8 protein-coding genes and 2 pseudogenes are annotated in these 17,611 nt (G+C 65.8%); 1 reads left to right on the top strand and 9 read right to left on the bottom strand.

Annotated features, from left to right (window positions below):
- Window positions 1-134 precede the first annotated feature (134 nt).
- The 3 genes and pseudogenes from C1I93_RS17895 to C1I93_RS33110 all read right to left on the bottom strand — a co-directional run.
- A pseudogene (locus C1I93_RS17895) lies at window positions 135-518 on the bottom strand (tyrosine-type recombinase/integrase); the annotation flags it as partial.
- 3 nt (window positions 519-521) lie between these two features.
- Window positions 522-806, bottom strand: coding sequence for an IS66 family transposase (locus tag C1I93_RS33105; RefSeq protein ID WP_369007955.1), 285 nt, complete (start codon window positions 804-806; stop codon window positions 522-524).
- Window positions 689-1,231: pseudogene (locus C1I93_RS33110) on the bottom strand (IS66 family transposase); the annotation flags it as partial. The gene C1I93_RS33105 and the pseudogene C1I93_RS33110, both read right to left, overlap by 118 nt.
- Window positions 1,232-1,319: 88 nt before the next feature.
- Between C1I93_RS33110 and C1I93_RS33290 the strand changes: the two are divergent.
- Window positions 1,320-1,766: a transposase gene (locus tag C1I93_RS33290; RefSeq protein ID WP_420811789.1), complete on the top strand. Its 447-nt coding sequence runs from the start codon at window positions 1,320-1,322 to the stop codon at window positions 1,764-1,766.
- Between the two features lie 105 nt (window positions 1,767-1,871).
- Here C1I93_RS33290 and C1I93_RS17915 read toward each other — a convergent pair whose 3' ends face one another.
- From C1I93_RS17915 to C1I93_RS17940, 6 genes are all read right to left on the bottom strand, one after another.
- Window positions 1,872-2,360: a hypothetical protein gene (locus C1I93_RS17915; protein WP_223256679.1), complete on the bottom strand. Its 489-nt coding sequence runs from the start codon at window positions 2,358-2,360 to the stop codon at window positions 1,872-1,874.
- 98 nt (window positions 2,361-2,458) lie between these two features.
- Window positions 2,459-9,181 (bottom strand): polymorphic toxin-type HINT domain-containing protein, encoded by a 6,723-nt coding sequence (locus C1I93_RS17920; RefSeq protein WP_146603522.1) that lies wholly within the window; start codon window positions 9,179-9,181, stop codon window positions 2,459-2,461.
- 308 nt (window positions 9,182-9,489) lie between these two features.
- A complete protein-coding gene (locus C1I93_RS17925) occupies window positions 9,490-13,197 on the bottom strand; it encodes a LamG domain-containing protein (protein WP_111244439.1) in 3,708 nt (1,235 codons plus the stop codon).
- Between the two features lie 173 nt (window positions 13,198-13,370).
- Window positions 13,371-14,159: an aldo/keto reductase gene (locus tag C1I93_RS17930; RefSeq protein ID WP_111244440.1), complete on the bottom strand. Its 789-nt coding sequence runs from the start codon at window positions 14,157-14,159 to the stop codon at window positions 13,371-13,373.
- A 132-nt stretch (window positions 14,160-14,291) separates the two neighbouring features.
- Window positions 14,292-15,653: a pectate lyase gene (locus C1I93_RS17935; RefSeq protein ID WP_111244441.1), complete on the bottom strand. Its 1,362-nt coding sequence runs from the start codon at window positions 15,651-15,653 to the stop codon at window positions 14,292-14,294.
- A 153-nt stretch (window positions 15,654-15,806) separates the two neighbouring features.
- The gene (locus C1I93_RS17940) at window positions 15,807-17,591 is read right to left on the bottom strand and encodes a glycoside hydrolase family 15 protein (RefSeq protein ID WP_111244442.1); all 1,785 of its coding nucleotides are present in this window, start codon (window positions 17,589-17,591) and stop codon (window positions 15,807-15,809) included.
- Window positions 17,592-17,611 lie beyond the last annotated feature (20 nt).

Raw genomic sequence — 17,611 nt, forward strand, 5'->3', positions numbered from 1 at the left:
GCGGTACAAGCGCACAGCGCGCTGACGCAGTTCGTCGGGGTACTTCTTCGGTGCTGCCACGGACAACTTCCTCCCCCACGGCCATCAGACCATGGTCAAGAAGCTCCATGAAAGCGGGGGTGGCTCATCGGGTGTCAGTCGTCGGCGGGTGGGGTGTCGTCGTCTGGGTCGGTGTCGTCGGGTTGTAGGGCTCGGTTCATGGCTTCGATGGCGTTGCGGTGCAGGCGGGGTCGGACGTGGGCGTAGATGTCGGCGGTGACGTGCAGCCGGGCGTGGCCGAGGAGTTCCTTGATGGTGACGAGTTCGACGCCTTGTTCCAGCAGCAGCGTCGCGCACGTGTGTCGGAGATCGTGAAAGCGGATGTATCGGACCTCGGCGAGGTAGCAGATCGTTTCGTGCTGACGGTGCACGTTGGCGGGGTCGAGGGGCCCGCCGGTCGCGGTGGCGAACACCAGGTCGAGATCTGCCCAGGTGTCGCCGGCTTCCCGCCGATCGATGTCCTGACGCTGCCGGTAGCGGGTTTAGCTTGTGTGGGCGGCAGAGTCTGGTGGGAGCCAGGGGCCGGTGGTAAATAGGGCGGTGAGGACGTCGAGGAGGTCTTCGCCGTGTTTACTCGCGGTGGACAGGTAGGACCGTAGGGTCGCGAAGTCGGCGAGGCCTTGCAGGTTTCGCCAGGTAACGCTGATCTTCAGTTGCAGCTTCGTGGGTCGGAGATCGCGTTCGCTCTGGTTGTTGGAGAACCAGATCGCGGTGTCGGTGGTGAACCGCAGGATCTCGGCGGCGTCGCGGGTGAAGCGGTTGACCAGCTTCGCGGCGGTGGACCTCGGATTGGCGGCGGTTGCCTCCCGCCCGCTCGACAGCGCTCCGGCGTAGGCCGAGAGCGGATGAAGCTGACCTGAGCGTCTTCGAGGCTGCTACGCCCGGCTGTCGCGGCGGCGGTCATCATGTCCTTGGCGATGAGCAGGGTGTTCGCCATGGCCTCGGCCCATTCCTGGCCGACCGGGTCCGACTCGTGTACACCCTTGAGCGCCCGCAACAGGTGCGCTCCACACTCGGCGTGGGTCGCGGTGGTGAGGTGGTCGTAGCCGGCGTACCCGTCACGGGTGAACCCGGGCCGCCCCTCGGCGACCATGGAGGCGACACCGACGTAGGCCGGGTCCTGCAACCGGCGGGGATGCTCATCCGGGTAGCCGCTGATGTCCGAGCCGAGGACTGCCGTGGCCGCTTCCGAGGGGCTTGTAGAGAGATCTGTGTAACGGATTGAGGTGAATATCCGTTATGGCCGGTAGGAGCCGGTCGGCACAGATAGGACAAGTGTGATGACGATGTCGATGGTCAACTCGCAGGGTCGGGGTCTCCCGGTCGACGGGGAACAGGTCGCCGTGGACGGGCCGCGGTTGCCGCTGTCCGCGCCGGCGCTCGATGAGCAGGTGGCGAAGCAGGCCGCGCGGAAGGCGGTCGCGGACCTGGTCGACGATCGGGCTCTTGACGCGGTGTTGGCGCAGGTCAAGGGTGATGGTCTGCGGTTGACGGGGCCGGGTGGGTTCCTGTCGGAGTTGGTGAGGGCCGTCCTGGAGCGGGGGTTGCGGGCGGAGTTGACCGAGCATCTGGGTTACGGGGCGCATGATCCGGCGGGGAACGGGTCGGGGAACTCTCGTAACGGGCAATCGTCGACCAGGTCCGCGACCGCCACAGCACGGCGACCGCTTCCGGGACCGACCGCACCGCAACACGGCACGCCACCGAGCGGCCAGGCTTCCCGTTGATCTCGACCGACGGGCACCCATCGATGCACTTGCATGCGGGGTCAGCCGTGACGACAACCCTGACGGCAACGCGGGCCGACCATCGCACACCCAGGGGACCGATGGCTACTCTGCGTCCGGCACAACTTCACCCCACGCGGGTTGAAGACCATCGGCGATTTCATAGCCTCTAGCTGCAGCCTCGTCCAATATCACGACGAGATTGTCCGGCAAGTAACGAATGAAATTGCCCTCGGTCTCACCGAGTGCGACTGTTACTGATGAGCCATTCGAGAGTCCGATCCGGAAGGACCACGGCCTGACCGATAAGTCGTCGCTATAGACGCAGAAGGAAACGGCGACCACTTCCACAAAACTGCCGATAATGCCCAACCAGTCCTGATGCCCGCTGACATCCACGAGGTCAACAAGGTCGCTTGAAGTCCGTTCCTCTTCACGACCCAGCGTCAGAGATAATCCCTCTTCGCGACCTGGCGTCGCCCACGACAGTTCCAGACTGAGACCCGTATCCGTGACCAATTCGACTCCCATGTCGACATCATGAACACCTTCGATATCACTGTAATTTTCCCAGCCAGCGCCGGCCGGAGTCACATACCGCGCACCAACCAGCCGTTGGCCAGCAAGTGTCGCCGCGAGCTCGCCGAGTCGACTGTCATCCGCTCTACGCAGCGTAGCTGGCTCTATAGTGATCAAGAGAATTTCCCGAAGTACTGAAATACACCGTTACTGTCGAAGGCTGCACCGGCCCCATCCGGGCGAATGTAATAGTTTCCGCCATTGAAGCTGCCACCGTTGATGGGCACACGCCGCGTCCCAGGCGTCGTCAGAATATCGTCCAAGTAGCCCTGGCCCGCCGTGTCCAGTTCCTTTCCTGGCACCTTCGGAAGTTCCCCTCTACCCATGTGCTTCTGATATTCCCGACCGGCGTGGGTCAACCCGCCCTTGGCAGGACGCGCCCCAGTTGCCGAGAGAACATCCAGACCGGGCCAGCATCCATTCGTGTTGTGCACCAACACCGGTACATTGCCGGCGAGCACATAGTACGTGTGGAGGTCGTCGACGGTGAGGTTGTGGACGACGGCTGGCAGGTTGTACGCGACGATGTCGATGACGCGGACCCGGCTGCCGTCCGGCGTACGCACCAGCTGCCCCACGCGCAGGTCCCCGGCGCGGGTCCACTTGCGCTCGCTGTCTTCCCAGAAGGGATGGTTGTCGGTGGCCGTGACGGACTCCGTGGCGGTGCCAACATCCAGCACAAGCTTCACTAAGGTCTTCTCGCCGGAATCGGTGATCTCGGCGGTCACGGTGCGGGGACCTGATTCTCCGGTCTCCGGATCAGTGGCTTCCACTACATCACCGACCCGGACATCCTCAATCGCTTTGGTCGTGCCGTCCGCCATCAGCACCAGGGTGCCGGGCGGGAAGCTGTTGCGGCATCCCAGGCGACGCCCGTGTTTGCCAGCCCGGCCTGCGGGAAGCAGACCGACAACCTCCAGGGCGGCCCCGAGATAGTCGCCCTTCTGGTAGGCGTCGTTCGCGAGGAAGAGGCTCGACGGCACCCCGAGAACTGGAACGTTGCTCATGTTTTCGTGATAGGTCAAGGCGTTGTCCTGCCGGTACGCCTCTTCGGCGGCACAGTCTTCGTAGTAGGCGCAGACATACGTCGCGAAGGCTCTGGCGATGTCCTCGTCCGAGCGAGAGGTGATGTGACAGCCGCCCGGCATGAAGCCGTAGCCGCAGTAGTAGCTCGTCACATAGAAGGCAAATGGCGGAGGGTCGGGACGCACCAGGCCCGTATCCGGGTCAAGCTGGCGCCGCACCCGGCTCTGCTCGTCCTGGCGCCGCTCCCGCTCCTTCTTCGCCTCGTCCGCGCCGTCCTTGGGCGTCGGGAAACGCTCTCCACCGCCGTCCGGGTCTTCGAAGACGTACAGTCCACTCGGGTCACTGAGGCTGACCGGGCCGTTGTGCGCATACGCGTACCCGTTCCAGCTCTGCGGCGACGTCAGGTTCATCAACGGATCCACTGAGACGAACCGGCCCAGGGCCGAGTCATAGTGACGGGCACCGATGAGCACCATGCCGCTGGGATCGTTGTCGCCGCCAACGAAGCCCTTCTCGTTCAACCACGAACTACCGCTGGTTCCGCGCGGCCCGCCGTACGGCAACTGGCGGCGCTCCGTCACCGCTTGGGAGGCGGCGCCGATCGCAGTGTGCTGGGTGCCTTGATGGTCAACGTAGAGCCAGGTCAACCCAGTCGAGGTACGCATGGCGCAGACCTGGCCGGCGAAACTGTAGTAGCGCGTGCCCGTGACGGCCGAGTCATTGTCCCTGCGGATCTCCTGCCCGGGCAGGTAGAGGGTGGTGCCGGTGGCGTCCCGTCGAACCCAGCGGGTGCCGTCGGCGTGGTAGACGTTAGTCTCCACAGAGTTACCCGCCGCGGTCACCGAGGCGAGCCGTCCCTCAGGATCCCAGTCGAGCCGCTGCGAACCGCTACCGTTCGGACAACTGTTCGTGACTGTTCCCGCCGGCCGACAGATCATGTTGCCGGCCTCGTCGTACGCGTAGTTGGTGACCGTGTTGGACTGACCCGCGACCTGGGTAGTCACCTCGGTCACCGCGTGTGGCCGCGCCACGCCGGCACCACCAGCCGGCAGCGTGTACGCCCTGGTGGTCACTTGGCCGGAGGCGCTAGTGGAGATCTCCTTGGTCCGGTTACCGACGTGGTCGATCTCCCACTGGAGCCAGTACGGTGCCGGACCGCCGAGGTTCGCCGCGCTCGGGTCGGTCTCGCAGTCGATGTCTGCCCTCGGCGTCCAGGCGATCGCGAGCCGTTGTAGTTGGTCGGGCCGGAAGCACTGTTGGTCGGCCTGCCCGATCTGCGGGGTGTCTTTGATGGCGGTAATGCCGCCAGCATGATTGTAGGTAAAATTCCGGTCCGAGACCGTGCCCGTAGCCGTCTCCGGCCGGATCGCCGTCTGGGTGACCTGCCGGGTGTGCGGGTCGTAGTAGATGCTGTCTTCGACGTAGACCCCGCCCGCGGTCTTACGCGTCGTGACGGTCGGCTCGCCGTAGACGGTGTACCGCTGACCAGCGACGTACGTGCCCGCCGCGTTGGTGGTCTTGAGATCTCGCGGCAGGCCGGTCGCCTCGTCGAACGAGGTGGTGACGGTCTCGGCGAGCAATCCTCCACCCGCCGGGTAGGTCATGCTCGAGGCAGTGCCGTCGTACGGCGAATAGCCATAGCCGTAGGACCAGGTGCCAGTCAGCGAGGTTCCCTCGATGGCAGGAATGACAAAGTTGACGTTTGTCGGCTGGTAGCGCTCGTTGAAGCCGCCGACCTGCCACCTATATATATGCGTCGATCCGGCTGGCTCGTACCGATAGCGGAACACCTCGGCGAGCTGTCCCTTGGCCCGCACTGTCGACCCGGTGTAGAGGCTGTCATAGCGCCACCGGGCCTGCAGTCGCCCGGTCTCTGAGCCTTCACGCAGCTCCGTCTGCCGACCCAGAGCGTCGTAACCGCGCCATAGCTTGTTGCCAAGGGCATCGGTGGTTGACACCAACTCGTCGTACTCGTTGTAGCCGTTGGTGCTCTTGCCCCTGTCCGGATCGACGGCCTCGTACTGGCGGCCCTTGACGTCGTACTTGTAGGTCCACTCGTTGCCGTCGGAATCGGCGAACTTCGTCAACTGACCCTTGCCGTCGTACGTGTACCAGGTCGACACGTAGTCACCGTTTACACCAGCAGCGGTGGTGTGCTTGCGTAGCTCCGCCACGCGGCCAAGGGCATCGCTGACAGTGGTCGTGGGTGCCGTGCCATCAGGCGGCGTCAGCTTGACCAGGTCACCTTCGTAGGCTGTGGTGGTCCGCCAACGCTCAACCAGGTTGTCCTCTCCGTAACCAGAGAGGAAGATCCCGGCCGTGGGGCGGCCAGCCCGGTCGTAGATGGTCCGGGCCACCGCAGGCACCGACCATTCCGGCTCCCACCACAGAGTTCCGGACGGATCGCCCGGCTCGACGTGCGGCTGATAGGTCGCCGATACCCGCCCCCATTCGTCGTACACCGTATCGGTGACGACCCGATCTCCCCCGACGCCTGGCGTCTGGGTCTGCCGCGGACGCAGCAAGGAATCCGCGATGTGGTATGAGGTCACGTATCTACCCGCCGCGTTCAGTACCTTCTTCACGACGTGCGGGTAGGAATTCCGGTTAGTTGCAAACTCGTAGGTGTACTCAGCCGACGGGGTGGCCTCGTGGCCAGCCCGCGACCAGCCGAGTTTCCATTCCCGCCAGACCCGACCAAGCGGGTCGTACACGGTTTCGCTAATGCCGTTGTTCTGGTCGGTGGTCTTCGTGATAGTGCCCCAGTAGGGCGTGAGCTGATTCGTCGTGGTCCAGTTGTATGGTTCCGGACTCTTCGTAGTGATCGCGGTAGCCAACCCTCCGGTGGCCGGCGTGTACATGGTCTGGGTGGTGTTACCCCGCACGTCCGTGCTGCTCGCAACCCGACCGAACTCGTCGTAGGTCATCCGACCGACGGTCTGCCAGACGGTGCCGTCTGAGGACGACCAGCCGTTCAGCGCATCGGTACGCGTTGGCTCGCCGCGGTCCGGAGCAGCGTCGAGACTGCTCTTGCCGTCGTAGTAGGTGCGCGTGTCGGAGACGACGTGCTCCGGACGCGTCGGGCTGGTCCCGCAGGGCAGCGCCGTGGTGGTCGTCTGTTTCACCAACAACAGGAGATTCTTGGTGATATTGCGGTTGTAGTGATGGACGGTGCACTTCTCGTCGCCGGACCGGGTGATATCGCCGTCGTTTTGCGTACGTTCAAGGGTGCCGTAGGTGTCGGAGAACCAAGACTCGCTACGGGTGGTACGCCAGCCGCGGGCACCGTCGACCCCCAAAGCCGTCGCCGTGTATGACACGCGGGTCTTGGTGAATCGCGCGGTGACCGATACATCACTGATGGTACGAGTCGCGGTCGCCGAAGAACGCCATGGCACGTTAACCGTCTTGGAGACCGGCTTCGACTCGACGCCGTTGCACACCACCTCTTCCCGCACCATTCCAGCGAACTGGTCCTCGTCGTAAACCGTCTCGGTGCCCAGCGAGGCCGGCACGGTGACGTTACGGGTGCCACCCGCCGGTGCCAGCCGATCGCCATTCAGACCACGCATATAACTGGTAACGGTCAATGTCTGCCCCGCACCCGCCTGCCCGATCCGGGTCTTGACCTGCGCCCAGCCGCGGAACTGGCTCCACGTCTTGTGTTCAGCTTTCACCAGGCCGTCATCGTCGGCGTAGCGCCAGGCAGGAGAGCCGACGTAGTCGAAGTAGGTGAAGACGGGTGGCGCTTGATGCCCGGTGGGATCAGTCGGAAGGTCCGATTCAGAGATCGACTTCACCCTGTTTTTGTGCCACCATTCAGTCTTCAGCCGCTCACGCCTGGGGTCGTCCGGATCCAGCACCTTCACCGGGTAGCACCGCATGGTGTTCTCGTGCTCCTGGGCGGGCACGTTCGACGCGGAGCATTCCTCGGTGTCCCACTCCAGGTCGATTCGAGCGCCAGCCTCGGTGATGATGTAGTCGATCCGCTGCCAGTTATTCGCGGTGTTGTTCATGGTGCGGACCCGGTTGGGCAATGAAACCGGAGTGAACGTGACCGGCGGCATTGCCCGCACACCTCCAACGTGCCCGGTGTGGACAATCTTGTCGAGCCAGAGACCGGCGTGGTCCGAGCCGTCGCCCGGCGGCGGAAAGGAATGACCAAAGGTCCAGGAATCCACCGGCTGCCAGTCCGGCGTGCTCTTGGTGGTGTCCCACACCCGAGTGGTGATCTTGGCGAGACGCTTGGTGGTCCAGAAGGTCGGCGCGTACTTTCCGTTGCAGGTGGAGCCCGTGCACTCCTGGTCCCACGGGGTGTCGGGCCAGTTGGTGGCATCGCGCGTGCCACACGAGGTGGTAACACAGCGGTTACCCACATCAAACGACACTTGCGCCTTGGCCGCGATCGACCGGTCGGCGGCGCCCCGGTCCCAGGTGCCGTAATCAATCCGAGTCAGATGCCCACCCCGGTCGTAGGACCTGGTGTCGGCGTTCTGGTTGTTGCGGGCGTACCTGTTGGTCTCCTTCGCGTACCAGTACGACACGGTGTTGCCCCGCGCGTCCACAACGTAGTCCAGGTTCCATCGCCAGGCCTGGTCGCAGAACGAGTCGAGGAATCCCCCGGATTTCCAGCACGGATCCTTGCTGTGGTTACCCGCCACCGGCACTGTCCAGGTCGAATCCGTCCCGGTCGTGTGACCCGGCAGGCTGTGCAGACCGAAGTAGTACTGTGTGCCGTCGGAGGTGGTGACGCGCCAGTACTCGCCGGTATCCTCGGGGTCTCCCTTATCACCGTTTTGGGTGCCAGTGAGCTTCTCGATCTTCGATGCGTCTTCGTTGCGGCTGTGCCAGCCCTTCGCCTTTTCGAAGATCAACTCGTCGCCCTTCCCGTTCAGGTTGATCACGGCGTTGTCCGTGCGCCAGCACAGGTCTCCGGTTCGGAGTGAGTTGTTACCACCATCCTTCATGTCCTCGCTGCACGACACGTACTGCCGCTCGATGTAACCCGGCCAGTAGTCAAAGCCCTCGCCCAGCCACGAAGGCTGGTTGTTCGTGACCTCCGAGCGCCCGTCCACGCTCGACGAGGAGTAGTCGATCGACATTGGCGGCGTGGGCCCGGCAATTCCCGGCGGCACACGTAGCCCGTACGTCCAGGAGAAGTCGCCGGAGTTCCCGCCGGTCGACCAGGTCGCTGACGGAGAAAGCGTGGTGGCACCGAAATCACCTGAGCTACCTGCGGAGTCGGCCGTCAGAGCGACCAGCGTGCCACCGAGGCTTGCTGACACCTCGCCCTCGGCCGCCAGCCGTCCCCGGTTCGCGGCCAACAGGCGCGGGCGGACGTCCACCTCAGCCGACACCCGCTCCGCTGCGGAGTCGTTCGCCGAGTCAAGTGATACAGCCGAGCATCCGTGTTTTTCCGGCGTGATCAATGCGCATTCGGGCAGCTGCCAGAGCCGGAGACGGGCTGCCCAGTCGGCACCGTAGGCCCATCGGAATCCCGAGTAGTCCACCGAGAGGGTCGCTGCTGCGGCTACGCCAACCGAGGTGTCCAGCCGCATTACCACGCCGTCGCGCCACCCCTCTGGCAGGCCAGCACGATCCAAGACCGTAACGTCAACCTGGGAAAGGGGTTGGTTCCCCGCGTCGATCGGTCGGCCGACGAAGATCGGCGAGTCACCGGCTTGGGTCAGGCCTGCCGCCCGAAGATCGGACGCGGCCAACACAGCGCGGTTCCGACCTGGCTTGGGCCAGACCGGGTCAGGGGCGGCAACCTGCTTCTGCCTCAGGTAGGGCCAAGCCTTGGGCTGCACCTGTCGACCATGTCGGTCCACTTCATCTATTTGGGGCAATAGTCGCTTCGGATCTGCTGCGGCTTGCCGAGCGGGTAGGCCATTGAGCAGAGTCACCGCCATGACCATGGCAACCATCGCCCGTAAGGTCGCGGTGAGCCTACGCCGCCGAGCCAGTCGTCGAGTCACGGCCGACAACGACGGAGGTGCTGGATCGGACGAATATGACACAGAATGCCTCCAGCGCTCGGCGGGCATGTGGCGAACAAGGTGTTTGAGCAGTCGAGGATCCGATCGTGACTGCGGGTTTCATGCTGGTCGGGAAGGGCTCACAACTCCTCGCCCTCGACGACCTCGCTCTCATAGAGGGTCCGCACCTGGGCGTCGGTCATTGCGCCCTGGTAGGCACCAAGGTCGTCGATGGCACCATGCAGCGGATCCCACCTGTCATCGAAACTCCGGCCGACGGCCAGCGGCCCATTTGCCTGCCAGGGCTGCCAAGCGGCAGCGAGGGTGGACGTGTTCTTGAGGTCGCCGTCGACATAAAGCCGCATCTGCCGTCGACCGGCATCGAGCACAGCGACCAGGTGGTGCCAACTGTCCGTCGCATCCGGTGCGGGGGCATTGGCAAAGCTGGCACCGCTACCGTTGTCGGGCGTCGCGCTGCTGTTGAGCATCTTGAACCTCCACACACCACCATCGGTGCTGTAGTAGAGGTAGAATCCGCTGGCGATAACACCGTCTTGCAGCACGATCATCTGATTCACATCAGTTCGGGTCAGGTTGACCCAGACCGAAACGCTGAAGGACTGGTCTGTCCGCAGTACTGGCGTGTCCGCCCAGATGGTCCGCTCACTGCCGTCGCCGTCGACGCTAACGCCGTTCTTGTACGCCGTCTTTCCCCACTCCCGCGTTGGCTCCCACGGCTCCGGGTTTTCCTCGGGGAAGTAGTAGCCATCGAGATGCAGACCGTTGTCACGGTTGCCGGCACCGATCTCGGCACCTCGCCGCAGTGCGAGCCACCGATTGAAACCGGTGCCGTCCATCGCGTCACAGGTGTCCGGAAGATCCTGCAGGTAACAAGGACGCGCCACCCCGAAGTCCCATCGGCCTACCAGGATCGGGGTCAAGAAGCCGGGCTCATCCACGCCACCGGAGGCTTCCTCGTCTCTCACTGCACCAGTGAAGTCCTGCTCCACCAGCACGCGGTCGAAAACCTGCACATCGGCGATCTCGCCGCGGAAGAACGCGTAGTTCGAACTCGACCAGCGGGCGCGTCCGACCACCAGCCCTCCCGTGACCGCATAGCCGGCACCGCGACTGGCAAGCCATGTGCTCGGCGGCGTCACCGAGGCGACCAAGAGTCCGTCAATGTATAGCTTGACCTTGCGATCTGTCTCGTCCCACACCCCCGCTACATGCGTCCACCGACGCGTGATCGAGGGGGTGGGCGCAGCGGCTTCCACGAGGTTGCCGCCATCCTTATCGGCTACCCGCATGCGGAACCGGTCTGCCCAGCAGTCGTACTCGAGGATGAAGCCGCTGCTGGTCGGACCGTCGGCAGACAGGACCGCGAGGTTGGCGCAATCCGGGTACGAATCGACCTTCACCCAGGCGGCCAGGCTGAAGGAACCTGCGGTGTTGACCGCAGGCTGGGCAGTGACAGCCTGCGAGGAAGTGCCGTTGAAACTGGCCGTCTGGCCACCGACCAGCCGGCTTCCGTCCAGCCAGGTCACATTACTGGCGACCAGCGGTGTGTCCGCGCTCAGGGCTGGCTGCTTGTCCTGCAACGCTTGAGCCTGGCTCTGCCCGGGGTAGGTTTCCAGACCCCAGTGCGCCACCGCCGGCGAGGGACGTTCGACGAAAATGTCATGGCTACCGGAACCCTCGTTGAGGGTGACGTCAACCGCTGCGACGAAGAGGGTGTTCTGCCCGTACGTCGGCACCGTCAGGGTGACCGTGGCGCTCTTCGGGCTCCCACTGGCCGCTACGACCGTCGTGGGCCCTGTCCAGCCGTATTTGAACTGGGTGACGTCGCTGTGCGACGACGTGATCAGGAAGGTGACAGCAGTTCCGGGACCGGAGGCCGGGTTCACCACCGACACCGACACTGGTGGTCGGGTGGTGTCGACCTTGAACTGACACCAAGCACTCCAACTGCTTGTCTGATTATAGGGTTTCGGGTCGGTTGTCCGGACCCGGAAGGCGTAGGTTCTGTCCTTGGCCACACTGACCTGGGTGGTGGTGGCCCGGCCACCAGCCGTGGCAGCGGGACGGTTGGGTGGCGGCCGGCGGGCAGGCGAGGTGTCCGTGACCGAGCCCATGCCTCCGGCCGGTACCTCGATCCACTCGTACGTGCCGGTCAGAGTCTGACCGGAGTCGGCGTCTGGATAGACCGCGGAGAAGGTCGGGGTCAACGTGCCGATGGAGACCGCACCCGAGGACAGACACGCCACCTGGGAGACCTGCAGACCAGTTGGCTTCCCCGGCTTGGAGTCGTAGTCGACGACTAGCTTCGCCTTGCCCGGAGTGAATTTCTTCCAGCGATTTTCCGCGCCTTCATCCGTGCCGTCCGAGTCACGGGCGCTGAAGCCGAACGTGATCGAGTTCGCGCTGTTGTCCGCCGCCTTCTGCACTTGAATCCTGAGTGCTTCGGTATCGAAGTTCATCGGCATGTCGGGCTGAGGAGAGTCGGAACAGCCCCGACCCTTGTTGGCATGCCCCGATGCTGCCGCCAAGTGCGAGTTCAACTTCATGGACGAGTACGAGGCCTTCATTGTCGCGTTGATGGCCGGCGTCAGGTACAGGTTCGCCCGAGTGTCATCGCAGGACCATGAGTGATATAACGACATCTGGACGTAGGCGTCGTAAATGAACTTCTTCTTCAGCGACACCTTGCCATTGGTGGTGGGAAACTCGAAGTACGAGCGGAAACGGACGCCGACACAAGGCCCCTCGGGGCTCAGACCCACCCGCGCCACGGAGTAGTCGGTGTTGGTGCAGTTGTTGCTGGTCCCATAGGCCCACTTCGACCGAGCGACCGACCAGGCCGGGTCTACGAAGATCGGAAAAGTCGCGGTGTCGGAGTCGAGCAGTTCCGCGTCCGGAACCAACCGCAGGTCGCCGTCCGGGGTCACCTCGGTCTTCACCCGAGCGGTACGAGCCCCGTCGCCGGCCGCGACCGCATCCGAGCGCATCAACCACGGCCGCACTTCAGTGTCCATTACTTCGGCCAGCGAGGAGTCCCACATCACAGCCGGCTCGGCCCGGGCAAAGGTGATCTCGTCGACCGTTGCCTGCAGTGCTCCGTTGGGGAGCCGAGTGATTGCCGCATCCCCGTCTCGCTCAAGGGTGATGGCACGAGCTGCCGGGTTGGCTGCAGCCTGTTCGGTCTTGAGCACCACCACGTGGGTGAAGCCGGTGCGCGTGGCCCGGAGCACCAGGTCAGCGCCGGGGAATACATCGACATAGGTTGCCGAGTCACCCGAGATGGTCGGGGCGGGAAGCAACTCCGGCCAGGACAGCTGCATGGACTTGCCGCCCCGCCGCAGCTCCACCATCGGATCTTCGCCGCCACCGGAAAACGCGACGTCGGCTACGGAGGCAGCCGGGCGAATCAAGCCGTCCGCGCCGACCCGCAAGGTGAGGTCCACATCGGCCCACGAACCGTCGGCTCGGCGGGTACGCTGCGGCTCTACCGCCGATTCGTACCGCAGCCGACCATCGGGCTGCGCCGTAACCTGGGCATACTCGGTCCGGGAGGAGTCGATCACGACCGGCTGGTCACAGGCGGATGCTGTCGCGAGCGCTTCCCATTCGGTGGACCTACTCGCATCGCACGCCTGGACAGGCGGTGCGTGTGTGGCGGCGGCGGCCGGAGCGGCCACGCCTGCCGATGCCCCTACCGCGGCCACCGCGCTGAACGCGAGCCCTACCCGTAGGGCCACCTTGCCGCGCAACGGCGACGACTCGGGTCTCGAAGGTCGCCCGCCAGCGGTCGGCCCGAGGAAGGCACGCAGAATCCACCGCTCGACCATGCGCTCCCCGTTCGATCGATTTAGAAGATCACGAGGAATCTATGAAGGGTGCTCACGATGGTCAATTAGCTGATCAGGGGTTGCGCACAGTAAACAATCCCTGTACGGAGCGATAGCGGTGATCGTGGGGGGACATCCCCCGCGGCGAGTCGTTGCTGCAGGTACGCCTCTAGTTAGCCCTGGCCGAGGGCGTCGATGTCGCGGATCTCCTCGGCGGTCAGCGAGAAGCCGAAGACGTCGGCGTTGGCGCGGATCCGTTCCGGCGTCACCGACTTGGGGATGACCACGATCTCGTGGTCGATGTGCCAGCGCAGCACCACCTGGGCGGGTGAGACGTTGTGCGCGCTGGCGATGCCGGCCAGCACCGGGTCGGCGAGGTCGGTGGCCTTGAACGGGCTGTAGCCCTCCAGCACCACGCCACGATCGCGGTGCTCGGCGTGCCGTTGCCGGTCGTAGAGGTGCGGGCCCCATTTGATCTGGTTGACCGCCGGGTTCTCCTCGGTCGCCTGGATCAGCTCGTCGATCTGCAGGGTGCTGAAGTTGCTGACTCCCACCGCGCGGGCCAGGCCCGCCTCGCGTACGGCGATCATCTCCCGCCAGGCCGGGATCAGGTCACCCGGCTCGCTCGGCGGCCAGTGCACCAGCCACAGGTCGACGTACTCGGTGTCGAGGGCGCGCAGGCTCTCCTCGATCGTCTCCCGTTCCCGGCCGACCCGCTCGGGTGGCAGCTTGGTGGTGATGAAGACGTCCTCCCGGCGCAGACCACTCTCGCGTACGGCCCGGCCCACCTCCTTCTCGTTGCCGTACATGGTGGCGGTGTCGATGTGCCGGTAACCGGCGTCGAGTGCGGCCAGCACAGCCTGGAAACCGGCCTCGCCGGTGGCCTGCCAGGTGCCGAAGCCGAGCAGCGGGATCCGGACGTCGCCGGGGAGAACGGCGACGGGGTGGTCAGCGTGGTCCATACCGACCGTTCTACCCCCGATCGTCGCCGCCATGCCGGCGACCCGCCATTGGCGGCGGGGTACCAGCCAGCGCGACGCCCCGGGGCCGTCGGGCGCCCGGGGCGTCGGCTGGAGCCGGACCGCAGTTGTGGGTCAGCGGTACGTGATGTCCGACGACGAGTAGATGCAGTTCACCCCGTCGGCCCCTTCACCGATCTTGGTGGGCTCGCTGCCCTTCGGCACGCCCCGGTACTTCTCGCAGATGACAGTCTTGCGGCTGGCGTCGTTGAGGATGGTGATCCGGCTGAACCGGGCGGTGTCTCCCCAGTTGGTGTTGATGCCGGCGAGCACCTTCGTCGAGGTGGCGGTGACGTTGTCCATCACCACGTGCCGCTGGTACGAGGTGGAGCAGTTGCCGCAGGCCCGGTAGAGCTTGCCGGAGCTCTCCACCCGGAAGTTGCGGATGTACACCGTGCCTCCGCCGTTGTGCTGGAACACCTTGTCGCTGCCGGAGCGGGCGCCGCCTCCGTCGACGGTGTACGTCGACCCGCCGCGGAAGGTCGCCGCGTCCTCGCCGACGTCCTCCCACCAGACGTTCGTCAGCGTGCAGTTGCCCTCGCAGTGCACGCCGTCGCCGGCCGGCGCGCCGATGATGACGTTGCGCAGGGTGGCGCCGGCGGCGAGCACGAACATCGGGTCCTGGCTCTCGCCCTGCCCGCCGTCGCCGATGCCGTAGTAGCGCCGCATGCCGCCGTCGAAGCTGCCGGAGACCGGGATGGTGGCGTCGACCTTCTGGCTGGAGGTCGGGGTCGGCCAGTTGCCTGCCGGCGGCGGGTTGCTCGGCGGGGCCGTGGTCGGTGCCGGCGGCGCCGTGGTGCTCGGCGGGGTGGTGCCGCCGCCGGAGTCCACGGTCACGTCGTCGAAGCCGCCGCTGGCGTACGAGGTGATCAGGCCGATCCGGCCGGCCGAGACCAGGCTGTTGCTGCCCGAGGCGATCTGGCTGCCGTTGACGAAGCCCCGGATCGTGCTGCCGCTGGCCTCGATGCGCAGCGTGTACCAGGTGCCGGTGCTGATCCCGATCGAGGCGGAGCCGATCGCGGTGACCTGGCTGCCGTTGACCGCCTGGAGTTCGGCCCGGCCGGAGCCGAGCAGGGCGAGCCGGTACATCTTGGTGTTGCTGCTGGAGCGGGCCGCCAGGCCGACCAGGGCGCTCGACGAGCCGAACGCGGTCGGACGCACCCGGGCCTGCACCTGGTAGTCGGTCCAGGCGGTCTGGCCGGCGAACTGACGGGCCAGTTCGCTGCCGGTGTTGGACTGGGTGAAGGCACCCCCGCTCACCGCCCAGTCACCGCCGGACTTGGACCAGCCGGAGGCGTCGCCGTCGTCGAAGTTGTCGGTGAAGACGGTGGCGGCGAAGGCCGAGGTGCCCATGCCGAGTGCGAGGGCGGCGACGGTCGCGCCCGCGCCCACTGCGAGCAGCAGTGGGCGCCGCCCTCTGACGAGTCTGTGTCGCACGGTTGTCCTCCTGGATGCGGGTGGTGGTGACTCCCGGAAAGCCTGAGGAAAGGGCTTTCCCGCACGAGAAAGGCTAGGCCCGCATAAAGATCAGAGTCAATGCCTATGGGTTGCAGGAATGTTGCAGAATTGATCGAGGAAAAACCGCAGAGACTAGTCGACGCGGGGGTCGGTCAGCCGCCAGGCGGCGTTGATCAGGCCGATGTGTGACAGCGCCTGCGGCATGTTGCCCAGCTGCGCCCCGGTGCCCGGATCGATCTGCTCGCTGAGCAGCCCGACATCGTTGGCGTGCCCGGTGACCTCCTCGAACAGCCGCTCGGCCCGCTCCCGCTGACCGGCCAGCACCAGGCACTCCACCAGCCAGAACGAACAGAGCAGGAAGCCGCCGGGGTCGTCCGCCCAGCGTCGGATCAAGCCCCCGTCCGCACCCAACTCCCGTTCCACCGCCTCGATGGTCGACCGCATCCGGGGATCCTGGGCGGGCAGGAAACCCACCACCGGCAGGTACAGCACCGCCGCGTCCAACTCGGGCGAGCCGAGAACCCCGGTGTACGCGCCACGACGTTCGTCGTACCCCTCGCGAAGCACGGTGGCGCGGATCTCGTCCCGGATGCCGGCCCACCGCCGGACGTCCGCCCGCTCACCCAGTCGCGGAGCCAACCGCACCGCCCGATCCATCGCCACCCAGCAGAGCACCTTGGAGCAGAGGTAGTGCCGTTCGGCGTCCCGGTGCTCCCAGATGCCCCGATCGGGCAGGTGCCAGGTGGCGGCCACCTGCTCGGTGAGGCCGAGGACCATCTCCCGCAGCTCCGCACCGAACTGCGCACCGAGGTAGTCGCGGAACTTCCAGATCGCCGAGACCACCTCGCCCGGCACGTCGAGCTGCCGCTGCCGCCAGGCGTCGTTGCCGATGCGTACCGGCGAACTGTTTGCGTAGCCGGCCAGGTTGTCGCAGAAGTGCTCGGAGATGTCCCGCTCCCCCTCCAACCCGAACACCACAGGCACCGGTTCGGCACCGATCCGGCCCGTGGAGTAGGCGGCCCACGCGAACAGCCGGGAGGCCTCGTCCGGGCAGGCCGCCACCCACATCGCGCGCATGGTCATGGCGAAGTCGCGCAACCAGGAGAAGCGGTAGTCGTAGTTGCGGTCGGCACCGAGCAGCTCCGGCAGGGACGTGGTCGGCGCCGCGGCGACCGCGCCGCTGCGGGCGTACGTCAGACCGGTGAGGATCGTCGCGCTCTGCCGGACCACCTCGGCGTGCCGACCGTCGTAGTGATGGCTCTCCCGGAACGCCTGCCAGGCCCGCACGGTGTCGGCGACGCCCGGCACCGCGTCCCGCCGCGCCGGTGGGGCACCGTGAGTGGCCGCGTACGCGAGGTCGAAGCCGACCACCTGTCCCGCGGCGACCTCGAAGGTGTGCCGGACCCGGTCGTCGACGACGCGCAGCCGCAGCCCGTCGCCGCGCAACACCAGCACCGCCGGGCCGGCCCGGGCCAGCACCGAACCGTCGTCCTGCTCGCGGAGGTACGGGGTGATCAGGCCGTACTCGGGTCGCGGCAGGTAGTCCACGCCCATCCGGACCCGACCGGAGAGACCCTCGACCACCCGCAGCAGCACGGCCGGCGAGTTCATGCCGAGTTCGTGCGCGCGGGCACCCTGCTCGGCGGCGAGCGCGTCGGTGACCGCGACGCTGCCCTCCGGGGTGTGGTGCACGGTCCGCAACACGAGCGTGTCCCGCTCGTACGACCGCTGCACCCGGCCGGGAGCGACCGGCCCGAGCCACCAGTGACCGCCGGCCGGGTCGAGTAGCCGGGCGAAGACCGACGGCGCGTCGAACCGGTCCGGGCACCACCAGTCGATCGATCCGTTCCGGCCGACGAGCGCGGCCGAGCGGCAGTCGGACAGGAACCCGTAGTCGGAGATCGCCCCCTGCTCCATCCCCCCGACTACCCCAATCC

The sequence above is a fragment of the Micromonospora endophytica genome (assembly GCF_003236305.1).
In the GTDB taxonomy this organism is placed as follows: Bacteria; Actinomycetota; Actinomycetes; order Mycobacteriales; family Micromonosporaceae; genus Micromonospora; species Micromonospora endophytica.

Excerpts from the sequence above, each read along its gene's own strand:
- C1I93_RS33290 (WP_420811789.1), top strand. The coding sequence starts at position 1,320 with ATGACGATGTCGATGGTCAACTCGCAGGGTCGGGGTCTCCCGGTCGAC.
- C1I93_RS17925 (WP_111244439.1), bottom strand. The coding sequence starts at position 13,197 with ATGGTCGAGCGGTGGATTCTGCGTGCCTTCCTCGGGCCGACCGCTGGC.
- C1I93_RS17930 (WP_111244440.1), bottom strand. The coding sequence starts at position 14,159 with ATGGACCACGCTGACCACCCCGTCGCCGTTCTCCCCGGCGACGTCCGG.
- C1I93_RS17940 (WP_111244442.1), bottom strand. The coding sequence starts at position 17,591 with ATGGAGCAGGGGGCGATCTCCGACTACGGGTTCCTGTCCGACTGCCGC.